The organism is Amycolatopsis nivea, from assembly GCF_004522235.1.
Classification (GTDB): domain Bacteria; phylum Actinomycetota; class Actinomycetes; order Mycobacteriales; family Pseudonocardiaceae; genus Amycolatopsis; species Amycolatopsis nivea.
Genome location: NZ_SDLT01000035.1, coordinates 23,194 through 40,232, shown reverse-complemented (window position 1 = coordinate 40,232; position 17,039 = coordinate 23,194). Strand labels below are relative to the sequence as shown.

Below are 17,039 nucleotides of genomic sequence, written 5' to 3'. Positions count from 1 at the left end.
TCAAACGCGTCTGGCACCTGCTCGCGCGATTCGGCAACCAGGAAACCAGCTAGGCGCGCTGCACGACCACGCCGAGCACGCCAGGTCCGGTGTGCGCGCCGATGACCGCGCCGATCTCCGACACCACGCATCCCCCGGCACACCCCGGGATCGCTTCCTCGAGCCGGTTCGCCAATTCGACAGCTCGCTCCGGCGAGGCGAGATGATGCACCGCCAATTCGACCGGTCCGGTGCCCGCTGCCTGCACGGACAACTCGACCAATCGCCCGATCGCGCGGTTCATCGTGCGCACTTTCTCGAGCGGCAGGATCCGGCCGTCGGACATGTGCAGCACCGGTTTCACCGCGAGCGCGGTGCCGAGCAACGCCGCGGCCGAGCCGATCCGGCCGCCGCGGCGCAGGTGTTCCAACGTCTCTACCACGAACAACGTCGACGACCGCTCGGCCGCTTTCGTCGCGACCTCTTCGACTTCCGCCGGGCTGGCTCCGGAAGCGGCGGCGTCCGCGGCGTGCAGGGCAGCGAATCCCAAACCCATCGCTGTGGTGCGGGAATCGACGACCCGGACCCGGTCCGAGCCGACTTCTTCCGCTGCCAGCACTGCGGCTTCCCAGGTGCCGGACAGCTCGCTCGACAGGTGCACGGACACGACCGCGTCCGCGCCAGCGTCGAGTGCGGCCCGAAACGCGGTGGCGAACTCGGCCGGGGTGGGCCGGGAAGTCGTGACGATCTTGCGCTCCCCCAGCGCTTCCGCGAGCGCGGCGGGGCCCATCTCGAGGCCGTCGAGCGAACAGACGCCTTCCACGAGGACATGCAGGGGCACCACCCGCACCGAGTGCCGCTCGGCGAAGCCTTCGGGCAGGTGCGCGGTGGAGTCCGTGACCACGGCGACCGACACGTCGTCAGCCTACGTGGCCGGAGCCGAGGTGCGGGGCAACGAGTTTCGCCATCGCGGTGCCGACTGCTTCGTGTCCGGCCCATCCCCAGTGCATGCCGTCGGGATTTCCCGCGCCGCTCAAGACATGTTCGCCAACCACGCCGGGCGTGTCGAGCAACGGCACTTCGCGGCGCGCGGCCCACGAAGCGATTGCAGCGGCTGCTTCGGCGCGTCCTGTGTGTACGCGTCCGTACGCGTCGGCGCGGTGCACTGACGGCAGCATTCCGAACACAGGCAACTCAGGCCGCAACGCGCGCAACGCTTCGACAGACTGGTCCAGATAGCTCACGGTCAGCCGCGCAGGAAGCACGCGAGGACGTCCGCGCATCACGACAGACAACCGTGGCTGCGCAGCGAGATAGGCACCGCGTACAACGCGACGCACGCCGTCGGGGCGAAGGTAGCGAAGGCCCTGACGCAAGTACGTCGGCAACGGCGACGGCAGTGTGTCCATGTGGCCGACAGCGAGCACGACAGCGTCGACGCGGCGCAGATCCGCCCACACGCGCGGGTCGCCGGTGAGAGACCACCACAGGTCGCGTGCGGTCCAGCCGATGCCTGCGACGAGATCGGCTTGTCCGGACAACGCGTTCGCGGCGACGTTGGGCCACAGGCGCGGATCGTCGGCCGCGCAAGGGCCCTCGGGGCCGTGGAAACAGAGTGAATCGCCGAAGACGAGCAGCTGCGGGCTCATCGGGTCAGCCGGTGATGCCCGCGTTGTACGCGTGCAACCGCCACTTCCCCTCGCGGTGGCCGAGATCGACCCAGTGGCAGTTCATGATCCCGCCGAGCGACGGCCAGACCTCGACCGGAAGGCCGAGCAGCTTCGCCGTCAGCGCGAGGATCAGGCCGCCGTGCGAGGCGAGCAGGACCGATTCCCCGGCGCCGGAGTTCGGCTGCATCAGGTCGTCGACCACCTCGGCGGCGCGTTCGGCCACCTCGACGCGGGACTCTCCGCCCGGTGGGGCCCACGCGGCGTCGCTGCGCCACAGCTCGCGGTCGCCCGGATAGCCCTCGTCGACCTCGGCCCCGGTCAGGCCCTGCCACTCGCCGAGGTGCGTCTCGCGCAGCCGCTTGTCGATCTGCAGCGGCACGCCGATCGCCTCGGTGAGCACCGTCGCGGTGTCGGTGGCGCGGCGCAGGTCGGACGCGATCACCAGCTCCGGCGCGAACCGCGCGAGCGCGGGCACGGCGAAGCGGGCCTGGTTCCAGCCGACCGGGGTCAGCGCCGAATCGAGGTGTCCCTGCATGCGGCCGGCGGCGTTGTAGTCCGTCTCGCCGTGCCGCCAGAGCAGCAGCCGCCGCGGGCTCACGCCTCCGGGCCGTCCGCGTCGCCGGTGTCGTCGGCGGGGACCGTGGCCAGCCCTTCGACCTCGATCCGCGGGCAGTCCTTCCACAGCCGCTCGAGGCCGTAGAACGAGCGCTCGTCCGCGTGCTGGACGTGCACGACGACGTCCACGTAGTCGAGCAGCACCCACCGGCCCTCGCGCGCGCCTTCGCGCCGCACCGGCTTGTGCCCCTCGATGCGGAGCTTCTCCTCGACGTTGTCGACGATCGCGCCGACCTGCCGCTCGTTCGCCGCGGACGCGATCACGAACGCGTCGGTGATCACGAGCTGCTCGGACACGTCCAGGACGACCACGTCGCTGGCCAGCTTGTCCGCCGCCGCGTGCGCGGCCGCCACCGCCAGGTCCCGTGCCTCGGACGTCGCTGCCACAGTGCTCCTTCAAGATTTCGGGTACGCCCGGACGAGGGTACCCGGTCAGGCCTCGGCGTCCTTGCGGTAGAGGTCCTTCTTGGCGATGTAGCGCACAACGCCGTCGGGCACGAGGTACCAGACCGGCTCGCCGCGCTCGACGCGTTCGCGGCATCCGGTGGACGAGATGGACATCGCGGTGACCTCGACCAGGCTCACCTTGCCGCTCGGCAGATGGTGCGAGTTGAGCCGGTAGCCCGGCCGGGTGACGCCGATGAAGTGCGCGAAGTCGAACAGCTCGTCGGCCTTGTGCCAGGTGAGGATCTGCTCGAGCGCGTCGGCCCCGGTGATGAAGAACAGCTCGTCGTCCGGGTATTCCTCGTGCAGGTCCCGCAGCGTGTCGACGGTGTAGGTCTGGCCGCCGCGGTCGATGTCGACCCGGCTCACCGAGAAGACCGGGTTGGACGCGGTGGCGATGACCGTCATCAGGTAGCGGTCCTCGGCGCGCGTGACGCGGCGGCCGGACTTCTGCCACGGCTGCCCGGTCGGCACGAAGATGACCTCGTCGAGCGCGAACCGCGACTGGACCTCGCTGGCCGCGACGAGGTGGCCGTGGTGCACGGGGTCGAAGGTGCCGCCCATGACCCCGATCCGGCGTGGTGACATAGCCGGTGAGCCTATACGCGCGGGCACGCGAGGGCTCCCCGTCGCGACTGCGAGCTAGGTTACTGTTGTGACATGAGTCACATAACTCTGCGTTTCTAGCTGGAAACTGTCCGTTCCGGTCCGGGCGGCTCCGGGATTGTCGGGGGCATGGGGTAGACCGGGGGACGTGGACATCACCGATACCACCCCAGACCTCCGGACCCGCGCGGAGACCCTGCTCCGGGCGCTCGCCGGAGACAACGCCGCCCTCCGGGAAGACCAGTGGACCGCCATCGAGGCACTGGTCGCGCACCACCGGCGCGCGCTCGTCGTGCAGCGCACCGGCTGGGGCAAGTCGGCGGTGTACTTCCTGGCCACCGCGCTGCTGCGGGAACAGGGAGCGGGGCCGACGGTCATCGTGTCGCCGCTGCTCGCCCTGATGCGCAACCAGATCTCCGCCGCCGCCAGAGCGGGGATCCACGCGGCCACCATCAACTCGGCGAACGCGCAGGAGTGGGACCAGGTCCAGGCGTCGGTGGCCGCGGGCGAGGTCGACGTGCTGCTGGTCAGCCCGGAACGGCTCAACAACCCGGACTTCCGCGACAGCGTGCTGCCGAAGCTCACCGCCAGCGCCGGCCTGCTGGTGGTGGACGAGGCGCACTGCATTTCGGACTGGGGCCACGACTTCCGGCCGGACTACCGGCGGCTGCGCACGCTGCTCGGCGACCTGCCGGAAGGCGTGCCGGTGCTGGCCACCACCGCGACCGCGAACGACCGGGTGGCCACCGATGTCGCCGAGCAGCTCGGCATCGGCGGCGAGACGGACACGCTCGTCCTGCGCGGTCCGCTCGACCGGGAAAGCCTGCGGCTGGCCGTGGCCGAACTGCCCAGCGACGAGGCGCGGCTGGCCTGGCTCGCCGAGCACCTAGCGGAGCTGCCGGGGTCGGGCATCATCTACACGCTCACCGTCGCCGCCGCGCACGACGTCGCCGCGCTGCTGTCCGACCGCGGTTATCCGGTGGCCGCCTACACCGGGAAAACCGATCCGGCCGACCGCCAGGCCGCGGAGGACGACCTGCTGGAGAACCGGGTCAAGGCGCTGGTCGCGACATCGGCGCTCGGGATGGGGTTCGACAAGCCGGACCTCGGGTTCGTGGTGCACCTCGGCGCGCCGTCGTCGCCGATCGCGTACTACCAGCAGGTCGGCCGTGCCGGCCGCGGCGTCGAACGGGCCGAGGTGGTGCTGCTGCCCGGACGGGAGGACAAGGCGATCTGGGCGTACTTCGGGTCGCTCGCGTTCCCGGACGAGCTGCGCGTCACGCAGGTGCTCAACGCGCTCGCGTACGCCGACCGTCCACTTTCGACAGCCGCGCTGGAGCCGTCGGTCGAGCTTTCCCGGTCTCGGCTGGAGATGGTGCTGAAAGTGCTCGATGTGGACGGTGCGGTGCGCCGGGTGCGCGGCGGCTGGGAAAGCACCGGGCAGCCATGGGAGTACGACCGGGAGCGGTACGACCGGGTCGGTGTCGCACGGGCGGCCGAGCAGGAGGCGATGCTCGGGTACATCCGCACCGGCGGGTGCCGAATGGAGTATTTGCGGCGGCAGCTCGACGATCCGGAGGCGGTGCCGTGCGGCCGGTGCGACAACTGCACCGGGGAGCACTGGAGCACCGCGGTGTCCGACGAGATCGCGGGTGCGACGCGGGAACGGCTGGACCGGCCCGGGGTCGAGGTCGCGCCGCGCAAACAGTGGCCGAGCGGGATGAAAGGGCTCGACGTGCCGCTGTCGGGCCGGATCAAAACCGAGGAGCAGGCCGAGCCGGGACAGGTGCTGGGCAGGCTCACGGACGTGGGCTGGGGCGGCCGGCTACGCGAACTGCTCGGCCCGGGCGCGCCGGACGCAGAGGTCCCCGACTCGGTGTTCGACGCGTGCGTGAAGGTGCTCGCGGGATGGCAGTGGGCGCAACGTCCGGTGGCGGTGGTGGCGATCCCGTCGGCGACGCGGCCGCAACTGGTGGACAGCCTCGCACTGCGGCTGTCGGCGATCGGCAGGCTGGATTACCTGGGCGAACTGGCGTCGGCCGGACCGCCGCCGCGACAGGCGAACAGCGCACAGCGCCTGGCGGATCTGTGGCGGAGGTTGAGCCTGCCGGAGGACGTGGCGGCGAGCGTCGCGCAGACGCGCGGGCCGGTGCTGCTGGTGGACGACCTGATCGACACCGGCTGGACGATGACCCTGGCGGCACGGCTGCTGCGCCGGGCCGGGGCGGAGGGGGTGTTGCCGTTCGCGTTGGCGACCACTGCTTGAGGTGCGCTGGGTCTGGGCGGCTGGGCGAGGTTGCTGGGGCGGCCGGGTCGGTTGCTGGCGGGTGCCCTCTTGTCTGCGGGGCCGGGCGGTGGCGGCTTAGCGGCTAGGCAAGATTGGCTTCGCGGCTAGGCGGGATTGGCTGGGATGGCCGAAGGCGGCTGCTGGCTGGCGAGTGCGGCGGGCCGGGACTAGCCGGGTGAAGTGAGCCCGCGCTCGACGAGCTGCCCGCCGCGGTTGCGAGCGCGGGTCGAGGCACAGCGAAGGCTGCCAGGCTGATCCGAGATGCCGCACGAACGAAGCGGGGCGGGGCGGGGCGGGGCGGGGCGGGGACGAGCATCTGCCAACCAGCCCGGCTGCCAGCCTCGCGCGAAGCGGCGTGCGCGCCTGCGCCACCGCGCATTTGCCGCGCGGCAACGCCTGCACCACCGCACGAGCCCGCGCAGCTTCCGCCATCGCACGACCCTCTGCGCCCTCACCACCGCACGATCCTGTGCAGCTTCCGCCATCGCACGATCCTCTGCAGCCTGCACCACCGCACGATCCTGTGCAGCAAACGCGATCCCGCGTCACACACCGCAGTGGGACAAGCACCAACTGCCATCCTTCCCCGAGATCTACCGATCTCCGGGCATTTCTGGCAAAGTCCCGTTCCGCCCGTGCGGACGTGTGGAGGTTGCCCGATGGCCGGTTCGACGACCGAAGGCATTGCCCGGCATCGGTTGCCGGTGCGGAAGTTGTTCGCTGCCAGTGCGGGCAATGCGCTCGAGTGGTTCGACTGGACGATCTACGCGACCTTCAGCATCTACTTCGCCGGCGCGTTCTTCCCTCCTGGCAACGAAACGCTCGCGCTGATCAACACGTTCGCCACTTACGCGCTCGCGTTCTTCTTCCGGCCGCTCGGCGGCGTGCTGCTCGGACGGTTCGCCGACGTGCACGGGCGCAAGCCCGCCATGATTCTCACTATTTCGCTGATGGCGGGCGGGTCGGTCGCGATCGGGCTGCTGCCCACGTTCGCGCAGGTCGGGTGGCTGGCTCCGATTCTCCTCCTGCTCGCGCGGATCGCGCAGGGGCTTTCGCTCGGCGGCGAGGTTTCCAACGCTTCCGCGTACCTCGGCGAGGTCGCGCCCAAGGAACGTCGGGGGCGCTACTCCTCGTTCTTTTACATCTCCACCGGGTCCGCGGTCCTCATCGCGACCGTGCTCGGGTTCGTGCTCGCCCGCACGATGGACAAGGCGCACCTCAGCTCGTTCGGCTGGCGGATTCCGTTCCTGCTCGGCGGGGTGCTTGGGCTGGTCGGGCTGTGGTTGCGCCGCAGTCTCGCGGAAACCGAGCTGTACCACGAGAAAAAGGAGACCGCGCGACGCGTTGAGCGGCCGTTGCTCACCACGATCACCCAGCATCCCAAGGCGGTCGGGCAGCTCATCGGGTTCTCGATGCTCTCGACGCTCTGCTACTACACCTTCTTCAGCGCCCTCACGTCCTTCGCCGTCAAGGGGCGCGGCGCGAACGACGTCGACACCTTCCTCGCGCTTTCCATCGCGACCGCGCTCTTCGTCGTCCTCCAGTACCCGATGGGAGCCCTCGCGGACCGGCACGGGCGGCGGCCTCAGCTGCTGGTCTGGTCCGGCGCGACGGCACTCGTGATCGTCCCGCTCTCCTACCTCGTGCGGCCCGGGTTTTGGAATCTGCTCATCGTGTTCTGCGTCGGCCTCGCGCTCTACACCGCGATGACCTCGCTCGCCCCGGCGATCATGAGCGAGCTCTTCCCCACCGAACTCCGCGGGCTCGGCATCGGCGCCTGGTACAACCTGACCGTCGCCGTGTTCGGCGGGACCGCGCCGCTCGTGCTCAGCGCGCTGTCCGCGGCCGGTGCTGCCACTGCCTTCTTCTGGTACGTCGCTGTCGGGGCGGCGATCGCGTTCTTCGTGATCCTCCGGATGCCCGAAACGAAGGGCAGTGAACTGCGGTAAACCCGCTCGCGCGCGGTCGGTAGGCTTCAACGATCGACTACGCGAAGGAGGGACACCGTGCGCAAGCCCGAGGTTAGTGAGGAACTGGCCCGACGCGTGGTGGCAGCGCTCCGCCGCGCGTTCGATGTCGACCTCGACCCGTCCGCGGCCCTCATCGCGGTGTCCACTCGCGACGGTGTCGACTACCAGTGCAACCTGGCGATGAGCCTCGGCAAACGGCTTGGCAAACCGCCCCGCGAGGTCGCGGCCGGGATCGTCGAGAACCTGGAGCTGGACGGGGTCGCCGACCGGCCGGAGATCGCCGGGCCGGGATTCCTGAACTTCGTGCTGCGACGGGAATGGCTCGAGCAGCGCGTCGCCGAGCAGGCCCGCGACGACCGGCTCGGGGTGGCCGAAGCCGAGCAGCCGCGCCGGGTCGCGCTCGACTACAGCAGTCCCAACGTCGCCAAGGAAATGCACGTCGGGCATCTGCGTTCCACGGTGCTCGGCGACGCGATCAGCAGGTTGCTGCGCTTCGTCGGGCACGAGGTGCTGCCGCACAACCATCTCGGCGACTGGGGCACGCCGTTCGGCATGCTCATCGAGCATCATCTGGACGAACCGTCCGGCGACCGCAGCGACCTCAACGCGTTCTACCAGGCCGCGCGCCGGAAGTTCGACGCCGACGAGGCGTTCGCGACCCGCTCCCGCGAGCGGGTGGTGAAACTCCAGGGCGGCGACCCGGACACGCTCGCTTTCTGGCAGGAACTCGTCGACGAATCGACACGGCACTTCAACGCGGCCTACCGCAAGCTCGGCATCACGCTCACCGACGAAGACATCTACGGCGAAAGCTTCTACAACCCGTACCTGGGCGAGGTCGTCGACGAACTCGAGGCCGACGGCCTCACCGAAATCAGCGACGGCGCGGTCTGCGTGTTCCCGGAAGGCTTCACCAACCGCGAGGGCGACCGTCTCCCGCTGATCGTCCGCAAGCGCGACGGCGGCTACGGCTACGCGGCCACCGACCTCGCCACCATCCGGTATTGGACCGCCGAGCGCGGCGCGACCGACCTGCTGTACGTCGTCGGCACCCCGCAGGCGCAGCACTTCGCGATGATCTTCGCGGTGGCCCGTGCGGCCGGCTGGCTCGACGGCGTGCACGCCGAGCACATCGGGTTCGGCTCGATCCTCGGCGCGGACGGCAAGGTGATGCGCACCCGCGCCGGCGAGACGATCAAGCTCTCCAGCCTGCTCGACGAAGCCGTGGCGCAGGCCGCGGAAGTCGTTGCCGAGCGGAGCGAACTCAGCAAGGAAGAGCAGCAGGAAGTCGCGCGCGCGGTCGGGATCGGCGCGGTGAAGTACGCCGACCTTTCCAGCGACCGCGAACGCGACTACGTGTTCGACTGGGACCGCATGCTCGCCAAGGACGGCAACACGTCCGTCTACCTGCAGTACGCGCACGCGCGGATCGAGTCGATCCTCGCCAAAGCCGGAGAGCCTGACGAGGACGCACCGATCCTGCTTCAGGAGCCTGCGGAACGCGCGCTCGCGCTGACGCTGCTGCGGTTCAGCGAAGCGATCAGCGCGGCGACGTCCGCGTACGCGCCGCACAAGCTGTGTACGTACCTGTACGACACCGCCGTCACCTTCTCGCGCTTCTACGAACAGTGCCCGGTGCTGATCGCGGAAACGCCAGAGCTGCGCGCTTCGCGGGTACAGCTGGCCACGCTCACGTCGCGCACACTCGTGCAGGGCTTGGCGTTGCTCGGCATCGAAGCCCCGCGCCGCCTCTAGCACACCGTTCGAGCTAGCCGGACTGTCCGATGTGGACGAGCGCCAGCAATGTATCGGCGACCTCGTCCACGGCTTTCCCCCGCGCGGCGGACGGCAGTTCACCGCACCACGTCGGCGCCTGGCTCATCGCGGCGTGCATGCACTGCAGCACGGTGTCGACGCTGGTGACGGTGAACTCGCCGCTCGCCACGCCCTCCTCGATCAGCGCGCGGAAAAGCGCGTCGTGGCGGAGGCGGAGTTCCTTGATGCGCTCGCGTTGCGCGCTCGGCCACTCGCGCGGCATCAAGAACAGCCGCAGCGCCGCCGGATAGTCGTTGACCGCGATCGTGACGTGTTCGTGGATCAGCGCGCGCAGCCGGGCTTCCGGCGTGCCCTCGGTGCGGTCGAGCAACTGCTCCAGCCGGGCCGTCCACTCGTCGCCGAGCGTCTCGATCGCCGCTGTGCCCAGCTCGTCCTTGCTGGAGAAGTAGTAGTACAGCGAGCCCTTCGTGACGTCCAGGCGCTCGGCGACGTGCTCCAGGCTCACCGCGTCGTAGCCGCGTTCGCCGAACAGTTCGGCCGCCGCCGTCAGGATCTCCTGGATCCGCTTGCCCCGCTTGCGCCGCACGCGCTCGGACGGCGGTTTCACCGCGCCCATCCTGCTCCTCCCGGTTTTCCGCTGTCCCGGAAGCCTACCGGTTGACTGTAAGTTCAACTCTTGACTCGACAGTCAAATTTTGTCACCGTGGTCAGACGACAGACGGGAGCGAACGATGGAGTTCGAGGACATCCGGTACGAGATCGACGGTCCGGCCGCGGTCGTCACGATCGACCGGCCGGAGCGCTACAACGCCTTCCGCGGGCGGACGGTCGACGAGCTGATCAAGGCGTTCCGCTTGGCGTGGGCGGACAAGCACGTGCAGGCGGTGATCCTCACCGGCGCCGGCGAGAAAGCGTTCTGCACCGGCGGCGACGTCAAACAGCGCGCGGAGACCGGCGACTACGGCCCGACCGAGAGCGGCATGTTCGAGATCGGCAACCTGCACAAGCTCATCCGCGACATCCCGAAGCCGGTGATCGCCGCGGTCAACGGCGTCGCGGTCGGCGGCGGGCACGTGCTGCACGTCCTGTGCGACGTCACGATCGCCAGCGAGACCGCGCGGTTCGGCCAGGCCGGTCCGCGGGTCGGGTCGTTCGACGCCGGGTTCGGCTCGGCTTATCTCGCTCGGGTCGTCGGCGAGAAGAAGGCGCGCGAGATCTGGTTCTTCTGCCGCCAGTACGACGCGGCCGAGGCGGAGCGGATGGGTCTGGTCAACGCCGTCGTCCCGCCGGGCGAACTGCTCAAGACCGCCAAGGCGTGGGCCGGCGAAGCCGCCGAGAAAAGCCCGACCGCACTGCGCTTTCTCAAGCAGTCCTTCAACGCGGACACCGACCACCAGGCCGGACTGTCCAATTTGGCCATGTCCGCGCTCGACCTGTTCACTGCCTCGCCGGAAGGCTTGGAGGGTGCGCAAGCGTTTGCGGAGAAGCGCAAGCCGGACTTCGTCTCGCACGTGAACTGGCACTGACCATGGACTTCACCTTCACCGGCGACGAGGACGCTTACCGGCACGAGCTGCGCCGGTTCGCAACGAAAGTCCTTGCACCGCATTACCAATCCGACGACAAGGCGGCGAAGCTGCGACCCCAGCTCGTCGCGGACCTGGCCTCGATGGGCCTGACTGGCTTGCGCATCCCGGAACGGCACGGCGGCCAGGAGGCCAGCGCGATTGTCGCCGGGATGGCGGCCGAAGAGGTCGCGCGCGGCGACTTCAACGCGGCTTACCTGATCATCGTCAGCGCGCTGGTCAGCGACATCCTCACCCGCAACGCGACCGAGGAGCAGCAGGCCGCGTGGCTGCCGCCGATCGCGTCCGGCGAGGTCGTGCCTGCGTTCTGCATCACCGAACCCGGACACGGCACCGACGCCGCGAAGCTGGAGATGAAGGCCGAACCGGACGGCGACGGCTGGCGGCTCACCGGCGAGAAAACGTCGATCACCTTGGGCATGTCCGCCGACGTCGCGCTCGTGCTCGCCCGCACCGGCGGCCCGGGCGCTCGCGGCGTCAGTGCGTTCTGGGTCGAACTGGACGACGCGTACGTCTCGCGGGCAGCGTTCGACGACCTCGGCAGCCGGGCGATCGGCCGCGCTTCCCTGCACTTCGACGGGCTGCCCGTCCCGAAGGAAGCGTTGGTCGGCGGAGAAGGCCAGGGGTTCGTCTCCGTGATGCAAGGTTTCGACTACTCGCGCGCGATCATCGGGCTCGCCTGCCTTGGCGCAGCGCAGGTTTCTCTCGACGAGGCGTTGCAGTGGTCTCGCGACCGCGAAGCGTTCGGCAGTCCGATCGGCACCTTTCAGGGCGTCGCGTTCCCGCTCGCTGAGCAGGCGACGTACCTGCGCGGCGCCCGGCACGTCTGTTACGAGGCGTTGTGGCGCAAGGACAACGACGCCGAGCACAGCACCGAGGCCGCGATGGCGAAGTTCTGGGCGCCGAAGCTCGCCGCCGAGACCATCCACCAGTGCCTGCTGACGTTCGGGCACCTCGGGTACTCCAGCGAAAGCCCGGTCGGTCAACGGCTTCGCGACGTGATCGGCCTCGAAATCGGCGACGGCACCGCGCAGGTGTCGAAGCTCGTCATCGCGCGCAACCTGCTCGGCCGCGCCTACGCACCCTAAGGAGAGCACCATGCTCAAGGACAAAGTCGTCATCGTGACCGGCGCGGGCCAGGGCATCGGCCGAGGTATCGCCGAGAAGCTGGCCGCCGAGGGCGCGACCGTCGTGGTCAGCGACATCAACGAGACCACCGCGAAGGAAACCGCGGCCGCGATCGGCGGGATCGGCGTGAAGACCGACGTCACCTCCCCCGAATCCGTCGCCGGCGCGGTCGAGCAGGTTCGCGCGCAGTTCGGCCGGATCGACGTGCTGGTCAACAACGCCGGCTGGGACAAGGCGGGTCCGTTCGTCGAGTCCGACCGCGCCGATTGGGACCGCGTCGTGCAGATCAATCTCTACGGCGTGCTCAACACCTGCCGGGAAGTGCTGCCGGTGATGGTCGAGCAGGGTTTCGGGTCCGTGGTCAACATCGCCTCGGACGCCGGTCGCGTCGGCTCGTCGGGCGAGGCGGTGTACTCGGCGGCGAAGGGCGGCATCATCGCGTTCACGAAGTCGATCGCCCGGGAACTGGCGCGCAGCACGGTCAACGCCAACGTCGTCTGCCCTGGTCCCGCGGACACCGAACTGTTCGCCTCGCTCGGCGGCGACAACCCGAAGCTGCGCGAAGCACTGACGAAAGCCATCCCGTTCCGGCGGCTCGCGCAGCCGTCCGACATCGCGAACGTGGTCGCCTTCCTGGCCTCCGACGAGGCCGCCTACGTCACCGGCCAGACCGTCAGCGTCAGCGGCGGCCTCACCATGAGCTGACCCGGAGCCCGCCATGTTCGCGACGATCCTCGACGACGAGACGATCGAAGCCCACACCCGCGCCGGGTACTGGGCGAACCGCACCATCACCGACTATCTCGACGACGCCGCGGCGGCCGCGCCGGACAAGACCGCGTTCGTCGATTCGCAGCGCAGCGTCACGTTCGGCCAGCTCAAACAGGAGGTCGACCGGTGCGCGCTCGGGCTGCTGGAACTGGGCGTCCGGCCTGGCGACGTCGTGTCCTTCCAGCTGCCGAACCGGATCGAGTGGATCGTCGTGCACTACGCGGCGAGCCGGATCGGCGCGGTCAGCAATCCGCTCATCCCGATCTACCGGGACCGCGAGGTCGGCTTCATGGTGGCGCTCGCGAAGTCGAAAATCCTGGTGGTGCCGCGGGAATTCCGCGGTTTCGACTATCCGGCGATGGCGGAGCGGCTCCGTCCGCGGTGGCCGGACCTGGAGCACGTGCTGGTGGTCGGGTCGTCCTGGGACGAGTTCGCCGCGACCCCTTGGGAAGAGCGGCACGAGCTGCCGTCGTGGCGGCCTGATCCCAACGACGTCACCCTGCTGATCTTCACCTCCGGCACCACCGGCGAGCCCAAGGGCGTGATGCACACGCACAACACGGCCGTCGCCGCGAACAACCCGCTCCCCGACCGGCTCGGCATCACCTCCGACAGCGTCCTGCACATGGCGTCGACGCTCGCGCATCTCACCGGTTTCCTTTACGGCGCGAGGCTCGGCGTGCAGAACGGCGCGACCTGCGTGCTGCAAGACGTGTGGGATGCCGCGCGGTTCGTGGAACTGGTCGCCGAGCACGGCATCACCTACACCTCGGCCGCCACGCCGTTCCTGCACGACCTGCTGTCCGCGCCGAATCTCGCCGACCACGATCTCAGTTCCCTGCAACGGTTCTGCTGCATGGGCGCACCGATCCCCCGCGCGCTCGTACGGCAGGCGCGGCAGAAACTGCCCGGTCTCGTCGTGCTCGGCGGCTGGGGGCAGAGCGAAGACGCGCTGGTCACGCTCGGCATCCCGGGCGATCCGGACGACAAGCTGATCGACACCGACGGTTATCCGTGGCCCGGAATGCGGATCCGGACCGTCGACGCGGACGGGGCCGAACTGCCGCCGGGCGCGGAGGGCCGCCTGCAGGTCGCCGGGCCGTTCCTGTTCGTCGGCTACGCCGAACGGCTCGAACTGGCCCGCGAGAGTTTCACCGGCGAGTGGTTCGACACCGGCGACCTCGCGACCATCGACGCCGACGGCTACCTCCGCATCGCCGGCCGCACCAAGGACGTGATCATCCGCGGCGGCGAGAACATCCCGGTCGCGTATGTGGAGAACGTCCTTTACGAACATCCGGACGTCGAAGCGGTCGCGGTGGTCGCGGTCCCCGATCCGCGGCTTCAGGAACGCGCGTGCGCCTGTCTCGTGCTGAAACCCGGCGCGCACCTGGATCTGGAGAAGCTGCGCGGTTTTCTCGCCGAAAAGGGCGTCGCCAAGCAGTACTGGCCGGAGCGCGTGGAACTGTTTCCGGAACTCCCGCGGACTGCCAGCGGCAAGATCCAGAAGTTCCAGCTCCGGTCGCTGTTGGACAAGCAGAGCGGGACCGGTCCCCGGCCGGGTCAGTAGCTTCGGGCGCGAGAGAGGGGAGAATCTCGTGTCCCGCAACGATCCCGACTACGCCCGTGCCCTCGCGCTGCTGGAGGAAGCACGGTCCCGGCTGCACGGTCCGATCCGCCGCGAACGACGGCGGCTGCGGTGGGAGCGCTGGTGCAGGCGGCCGTACTATCGCTTCGAACCGGACGGCAAGAAACCGCAGCTCGTGCATCTCGCCGGACTTCGCGTCACTCCGCTGTGGACGATCGCGGGCACCGGGGTTTCCGACCTCGACGTGCGGTATCCGGTGTCCGCGCGCCGCCGGTTCACGATCGGGTGGCGCTGGCTCGTGCGGCACGACTACGACGAGTACCGGATACCGATTTCGCTGGTCGCCGACGCGAACGGCCGGGCTGTGCTGATCGCGCCGGGCGGCCGGACGTTCACCGCCGACAAAGCCGGCTGGCAAACCCTGGCTGCCCTTCTGTACACGGAGTACGCCATGCCACCGGGCGGACGCTGGTACGGCGCGGGCTGACGTCAGCCGCGCAGTTTCCGTCGCAGCGAGAGGGCCGCTCCCAGCGCGGTCATCGACGCGCGTGTCATCCCGCGGCTGAACCGGCTTTCCGTCACGAACTGCTTAGCGCTGCGGAGCGAACCACGCACTTGCGGGTACGCGCACTTCCGCATCTGCCGCTCGTAATCGGCGACCGCAGCGGTCATGTCGCCGCCATGGGAAAGGTTGCGGCACAACACTTGTGCATCGCGCAGAGCGATGTTCGCGCCGATGCCGCGGAACGGCGTCATGCTGTGCACGGCGTCACCGAGCAGGGTGACCGGGCCGGTCTCCCAGTCGCGAACCGGCACCGACGTGCGGATCAGCAGCATGCTCACCGTGCCGTCCGGCGAATCCCGCACCAGCCGGCTGAACGCCGGATGCCAGTCGCGGATCCGGTCCAGGATCAGCGAACGGAGGACGGGACCGTCCAGTTCGGCGAGATCGGCCGGGAAGCGATCGGCTTTCGCGCCGTAGGACCACATCACGTAGCTGCTGGTGTTGTCGAACAGCACCGGGTCGACGACCGCGGTCTCGTCGTTGACCGAAGCCGCTGGAAACTCGTGCGGCGCGGTGAACATCCCGCAGCCGGGCGGGGGCAACACGAGCGTCGGGGCCGTCGCGAGTTGCCGCGGAAGCTGCGTGCGAGCCGCTTCGGTCAGCGGGAATTTGCCGATGACAGTCCGGATTCCGGTATCCACGCGCTTCGCGTGCGGCAACAGCTGCGCACGGACCCGGGAGCTCGCACCGTCCGCACCGACGACCAGGTCCGCCTCGGCGGTCGTGCCATCCGCGAAGTGCAGGCCGACGCCCTTCGAATCGGTCTCGTAGCGCACGAATTCCTTGTCGTACCAGAGGATTCCGTCCAATCCGGACGACAGGACCTGGTGCATCGAAATCCGGCTGACCGAATGGTGCGCGGCGGTCGGGTCAGCGCTGGGCGGAGCGTCGAAGGCCGCCAACTCGCGCATCTTCTCGGTGACGAAGCCGAATGTGCCTTCGCTGACCCCCGTCGTGGCCAGGAACTGTTCCCACGCCGCAGGCGGGAGGCAATCATGCAGCGCGGCCGAGCCCATCGGCGCGATGTGCACGCGGTAACCCTGCAAGCGCTCGGTCCGGGTGCGGCTGCGCTCGTACACCGCCACCTCGACTCCGGCCCGCGACAGGCCGTGCGCGAGGCACAACCCGCCGGTGCCGCCGCCTACCACTGCGACCTTGATCTTTTTCACGGTCATCCCCTCTCGGTCGGTCTCCATAATCATCCTCGCGGATGATTGTGTCAACCTTCAGGATGATTAATGCGTCGGTTAGGCTGCCCAGGTGTCCGAGACCACCCCGCGCCGCGCGCCGCGCCCCGGCGAGCGCCAGCGCGATCCCGAGCGCACGAAGGCCCGCATTTTCGAGGCGGCCAAGGCCGAGTTCGGCAGCAAGGGGTACGCGGCCGCGCGGGTGAGCGACATCGCGCAGCGCGCGGGGGTGAACAAGCAGCTGATCTCGTACTACTTCGGCGGCAAGGAAGGCCTGTACGCGGAGGTGGCGAGCGAACCGTTCGCCGGGTTCTCCGCGATGACCACGCCGGACCGCCCGCTCGCGGACGTGGTCGCGGATTTCGCCAGGAGCGGGCTCTCCGACCAGGACCAGGCGCGGTTGTTCCTGCGGGAGAACATGGCCGAGGGCGCCCCGAGCGAGGCGGGGGCGGAGTCGCAGCGCGAGTTCCTGCGGGGGCAGCTCAAGTACATGCGGGCGCGGCAGGAAGCGGGCGACTTCCCGTCCGATGTGGACCCTCGGACGCTGCTGCTGATGCTGATGGCGGCGGCGAGCGCGCCGACGTCGCTCCCCCGGATCGCCGAGGCGCTTACCGGGGAGGATCCGTCGTCAGAGTCCTTTGTGGAGTATTACGCGGAGCAGCTCGCTCGCGTGGCTCGGCATCTCTCGGGGTCTTAGCGGCGCAACGGAACGAGGTCATCCGCGTGCACAACCTCCCGGCGATGCTCCACCGGGACATCCGCCGAATCCACCAGATCGACCACGTCACCGGCCTCAAAATCGCCGTCCAAACCGGTGATTCCCGCCGCCAGCAGTGACCGGCGGCGCAGGATCGCTCGCACGGCGCC

17 protein-coding genes are annotated in these 17,039 nt (G+C 69.2%); 9 read left to right on the top strand and 8 right to left on the bottom strand.

From position 1 onward, the window contains the following. Positions 1-49 precede the first annotated feature (49 nt). Genes EIZ44_RS32605 through nadD form a run of 5 tightly spaced genes read right to left on the bottom strand, consistent with a single transcriptional unit; the run spans position 50 to position 3,296 of the window. Complete coding sequence (locus EIZ44_RS32605; protein ID WP_037813714.1) at positions 50-895, bottom strand: DegV family protein; 846 nt, start codon at positions 893-895, stop codon at positions 50-52. A gap of 4 nt (positions 896-899) precedes the next feature. After that, entirely contained in the window at positions 900-1,628 is a 729-nt protein-coding gene (gene octT / locus EIZ44_RS32600; RefSeq protein WP_037813716.1) for a diglucosylglycerate octanoyltransferase, read from the bottom strand. A gap of 4 nt (positions 1,629-1,632) precedes the next feature. After that, positions 1,633-2,247, bottom strand: coding sequence for a histidine phosphatase family protein (locus EIZ44_RS32595; protein ID WP_043837324.1), 615 nt, complete (start codon positions 2,245-2,247; stop codon positions 1,633-1,635). After that, positions 2,244-2,651 carry a ribosome silencing factor gene (gene rsfS, locus EIZ44_RS32590; protein WP_037362547.1) on the bottom strand — a complete coding sequence of 136 codons (408 nt, stop codon included), beginning with the start codon at positions 2,649-2,651 and terminating at the stop codon, positions 2,244-2,246. Before rsfS ends, EIZ44_RS32595 begins: the two co-directional genes overlap by 4 nt. Positions 2,652-2,696: 45 nt before the next feature. Then, positions 2,697-3,296, bottom strand: a complete 600-nt coding sequence (gene nadD, locus EIZ44_RS32585) for a nicotinate-nucleotide adenylyltransferase (protein WP_078870493.1) — start codon at positions 3,294-3,296, stop codon at positions 2,697-2,699. A gap of 166 nt (positions 3,297-3,462) precedes the next feature. Between nadD and EIZ44_RS32580 the strand changes: the two genes are divergently transcribed. From EIZ44_RS32580 to argS, 3 genes are all read left to right on the top strand, one after another. After that, on the top strand, positions 3,463-5,580 hold the full coding sequence (locus EIZ44_RS32580; protein ID WP_134663036.1) for a RecQ family ATP-dependent DNA helicase: 2,118 nt from the start codon (positions 3,463-3,465) through the stop codon (positions 5,578-5,580). A 680-nt stretch (positions 5,581-6,260) separates the two neighbouring features. Then, on the top strand, positions 6,261-7,550 hold the full coding sequence (locus tag EIZ44_RS32575) for an MFS transporter (protein WP_037813724.1): 1,290 nt from the start codon (positions 6,261-6,263) through the stop codon (positions 7,548-7,550). Positions 7,551-7,607: 57 nt separating this feature from the next. Then, on the top strand, positions 7,608-9,326 hold the full coding sequence (argS, locus tag EIZ44_RS32570) for an arginine--tRNA ligase (protein WP_134732982.1): 1,719 nt from the start codon (positions 7,608-7,610) through the stop codon (positions 9,324-9,326). Positions 9,327-9,339: 13 nt separating this feature from the next. Here the strand turns inward: argS and EIZ44_RS32565 are convergent, their stop codons facing one another. Beyond that, positions 9,340-9,963, bottom strand: coding sequence for a TetR/AcrR family transcriptional regulator (locus EIZ44_RS32565; RefSeq protein ID WP_037813729.1), 624 nt, complete (start codon positions 9,961-9,963; stop codon positions 9,340-9,342). 115 nt (positions 9,964-10,078) lie between these two features. Between EIZ44_RS32565 and EIZ44_RS32560 the strand changes: the two genes are divergently transcribed. From EIZ44_RS32560 to EIZ44_RS32540, 5 genes are read left to right on the top strand one after another with little or no spacing between them, the layout of a single operon-like run. Next, positions 10,079-10,873 (top strand): enoyl-CoA hydratase-related protein, encoded by a 795-nt coding sequence (locus tag EIZ44_RS32560; RefSeq protein ID WP_037813731.1) that lies wholly within the window; start codon positions 10,079-10,081, stop codon positions 10,871-10,873. Positions 10,874-10,875: 2 nt separating this feature from the next. Next, positions 10,876-12,021 carry an acyl-CoA dehydrogenase family protein gene (locus EIZ44_RS32555; RefSeq protein ID WP_037813733.1) on the top strand — a complete coding sequence of 382 codons (1,146 nt, stop codon included), beginning with the start codon at positions 10,876-10,878 and terminating at the stop codon, positions 12,019-12,021. 10 nt (positions 12,022-12,031) lie between these two features. Continuing rightward, positions 12,032-12,766, top strand: coding sequence for an SDR family NAD(P)-dependent oxidoreductase (locus tag EIZ44_RS32550; RefSeq protein WP_134732980.1), 735 nt, complete (start codon positions 12,032-12,034; stop codon positions 12,764-12,766). A gap of 13 nt (positions 12,767-12,779) precedes the next feature. Then, positions 12,780-14,402 (top strand): AMP-binding protein, encoded by a 1,623-nt coding sequence (locus EIZ44_RS32545; RefSeq protein ID WP_134732978.1) that lies wholly within the window; start codon positions 12,780-12,782, stop codon positions 14,400-14,402. 28 nt (positions 14,403-14,430) lie between these two features. Continuing rightward, positions 14,431-14,907 (top strand): hypothetical protein, encoded by a 477-nt coding sequence (locus tag EIZ44_RS32540; RefSeq protein ID WP_134732976.1) that lies wholly within the window; start codon positions 14,431-14,433, stop codon positions 14,905-14,907. Positions 14,908-14,909: 2 nt separating this feature from the next. Here EIZ44_RS32540 and EIZ44_RS32535 read toward each other — a convergent pair whose 3' ends face one another. After that, positions 14,910-16,181 carry an FAD-dependent oxidoreductase gene (locus EIZ44_RS32535; RefSeq protein ID WP_240691477.1) on the bottom strand — a complete coding sequence of 424 codons (1,272 nt, stop codon included), beginning with the start codon at positions 16,179-16,181 and terminating at the stop codon, positions 14,910-14,912. Between the two features lie 64 nt (positions 16,182-16,245). Here EIZ44_RS32535 and EIZ44_RS32530 point away from each other — a divergent pair, with 64 nt between their 5' ends. Next, positions 16,246-16,869, top strand: a complete 624-nt coding sequence (locus tag EIZ44_RS32530; protein WP_037813743.1) for a TetR/AcrR family transcriptional regulator — start codon at positions 16,246-16,248, stop codon at positions 16,867-16,869. On the opposite strand, the gene EIZ44_RS32525 is transcribed toward EIZ44_RS32530, so the two are convergent. Continuing rightward, on the bottom strand, positions 16,866-17,033 hold the full coding sequence (locus EIZ44_RS32525) for a PUA domain-containing protein (RefSeq protein WP_439098631.1): 168 nt from the start codon (positions 17,031-17,033) through the stop codon (positions 16,866-16,868). The genes EIZ44_RS32530 and EIZ44_RS32525 overlap by 4 nt on opposite strands. Positions 17,034-17,039: the final 6 nt, after the last annotated feature.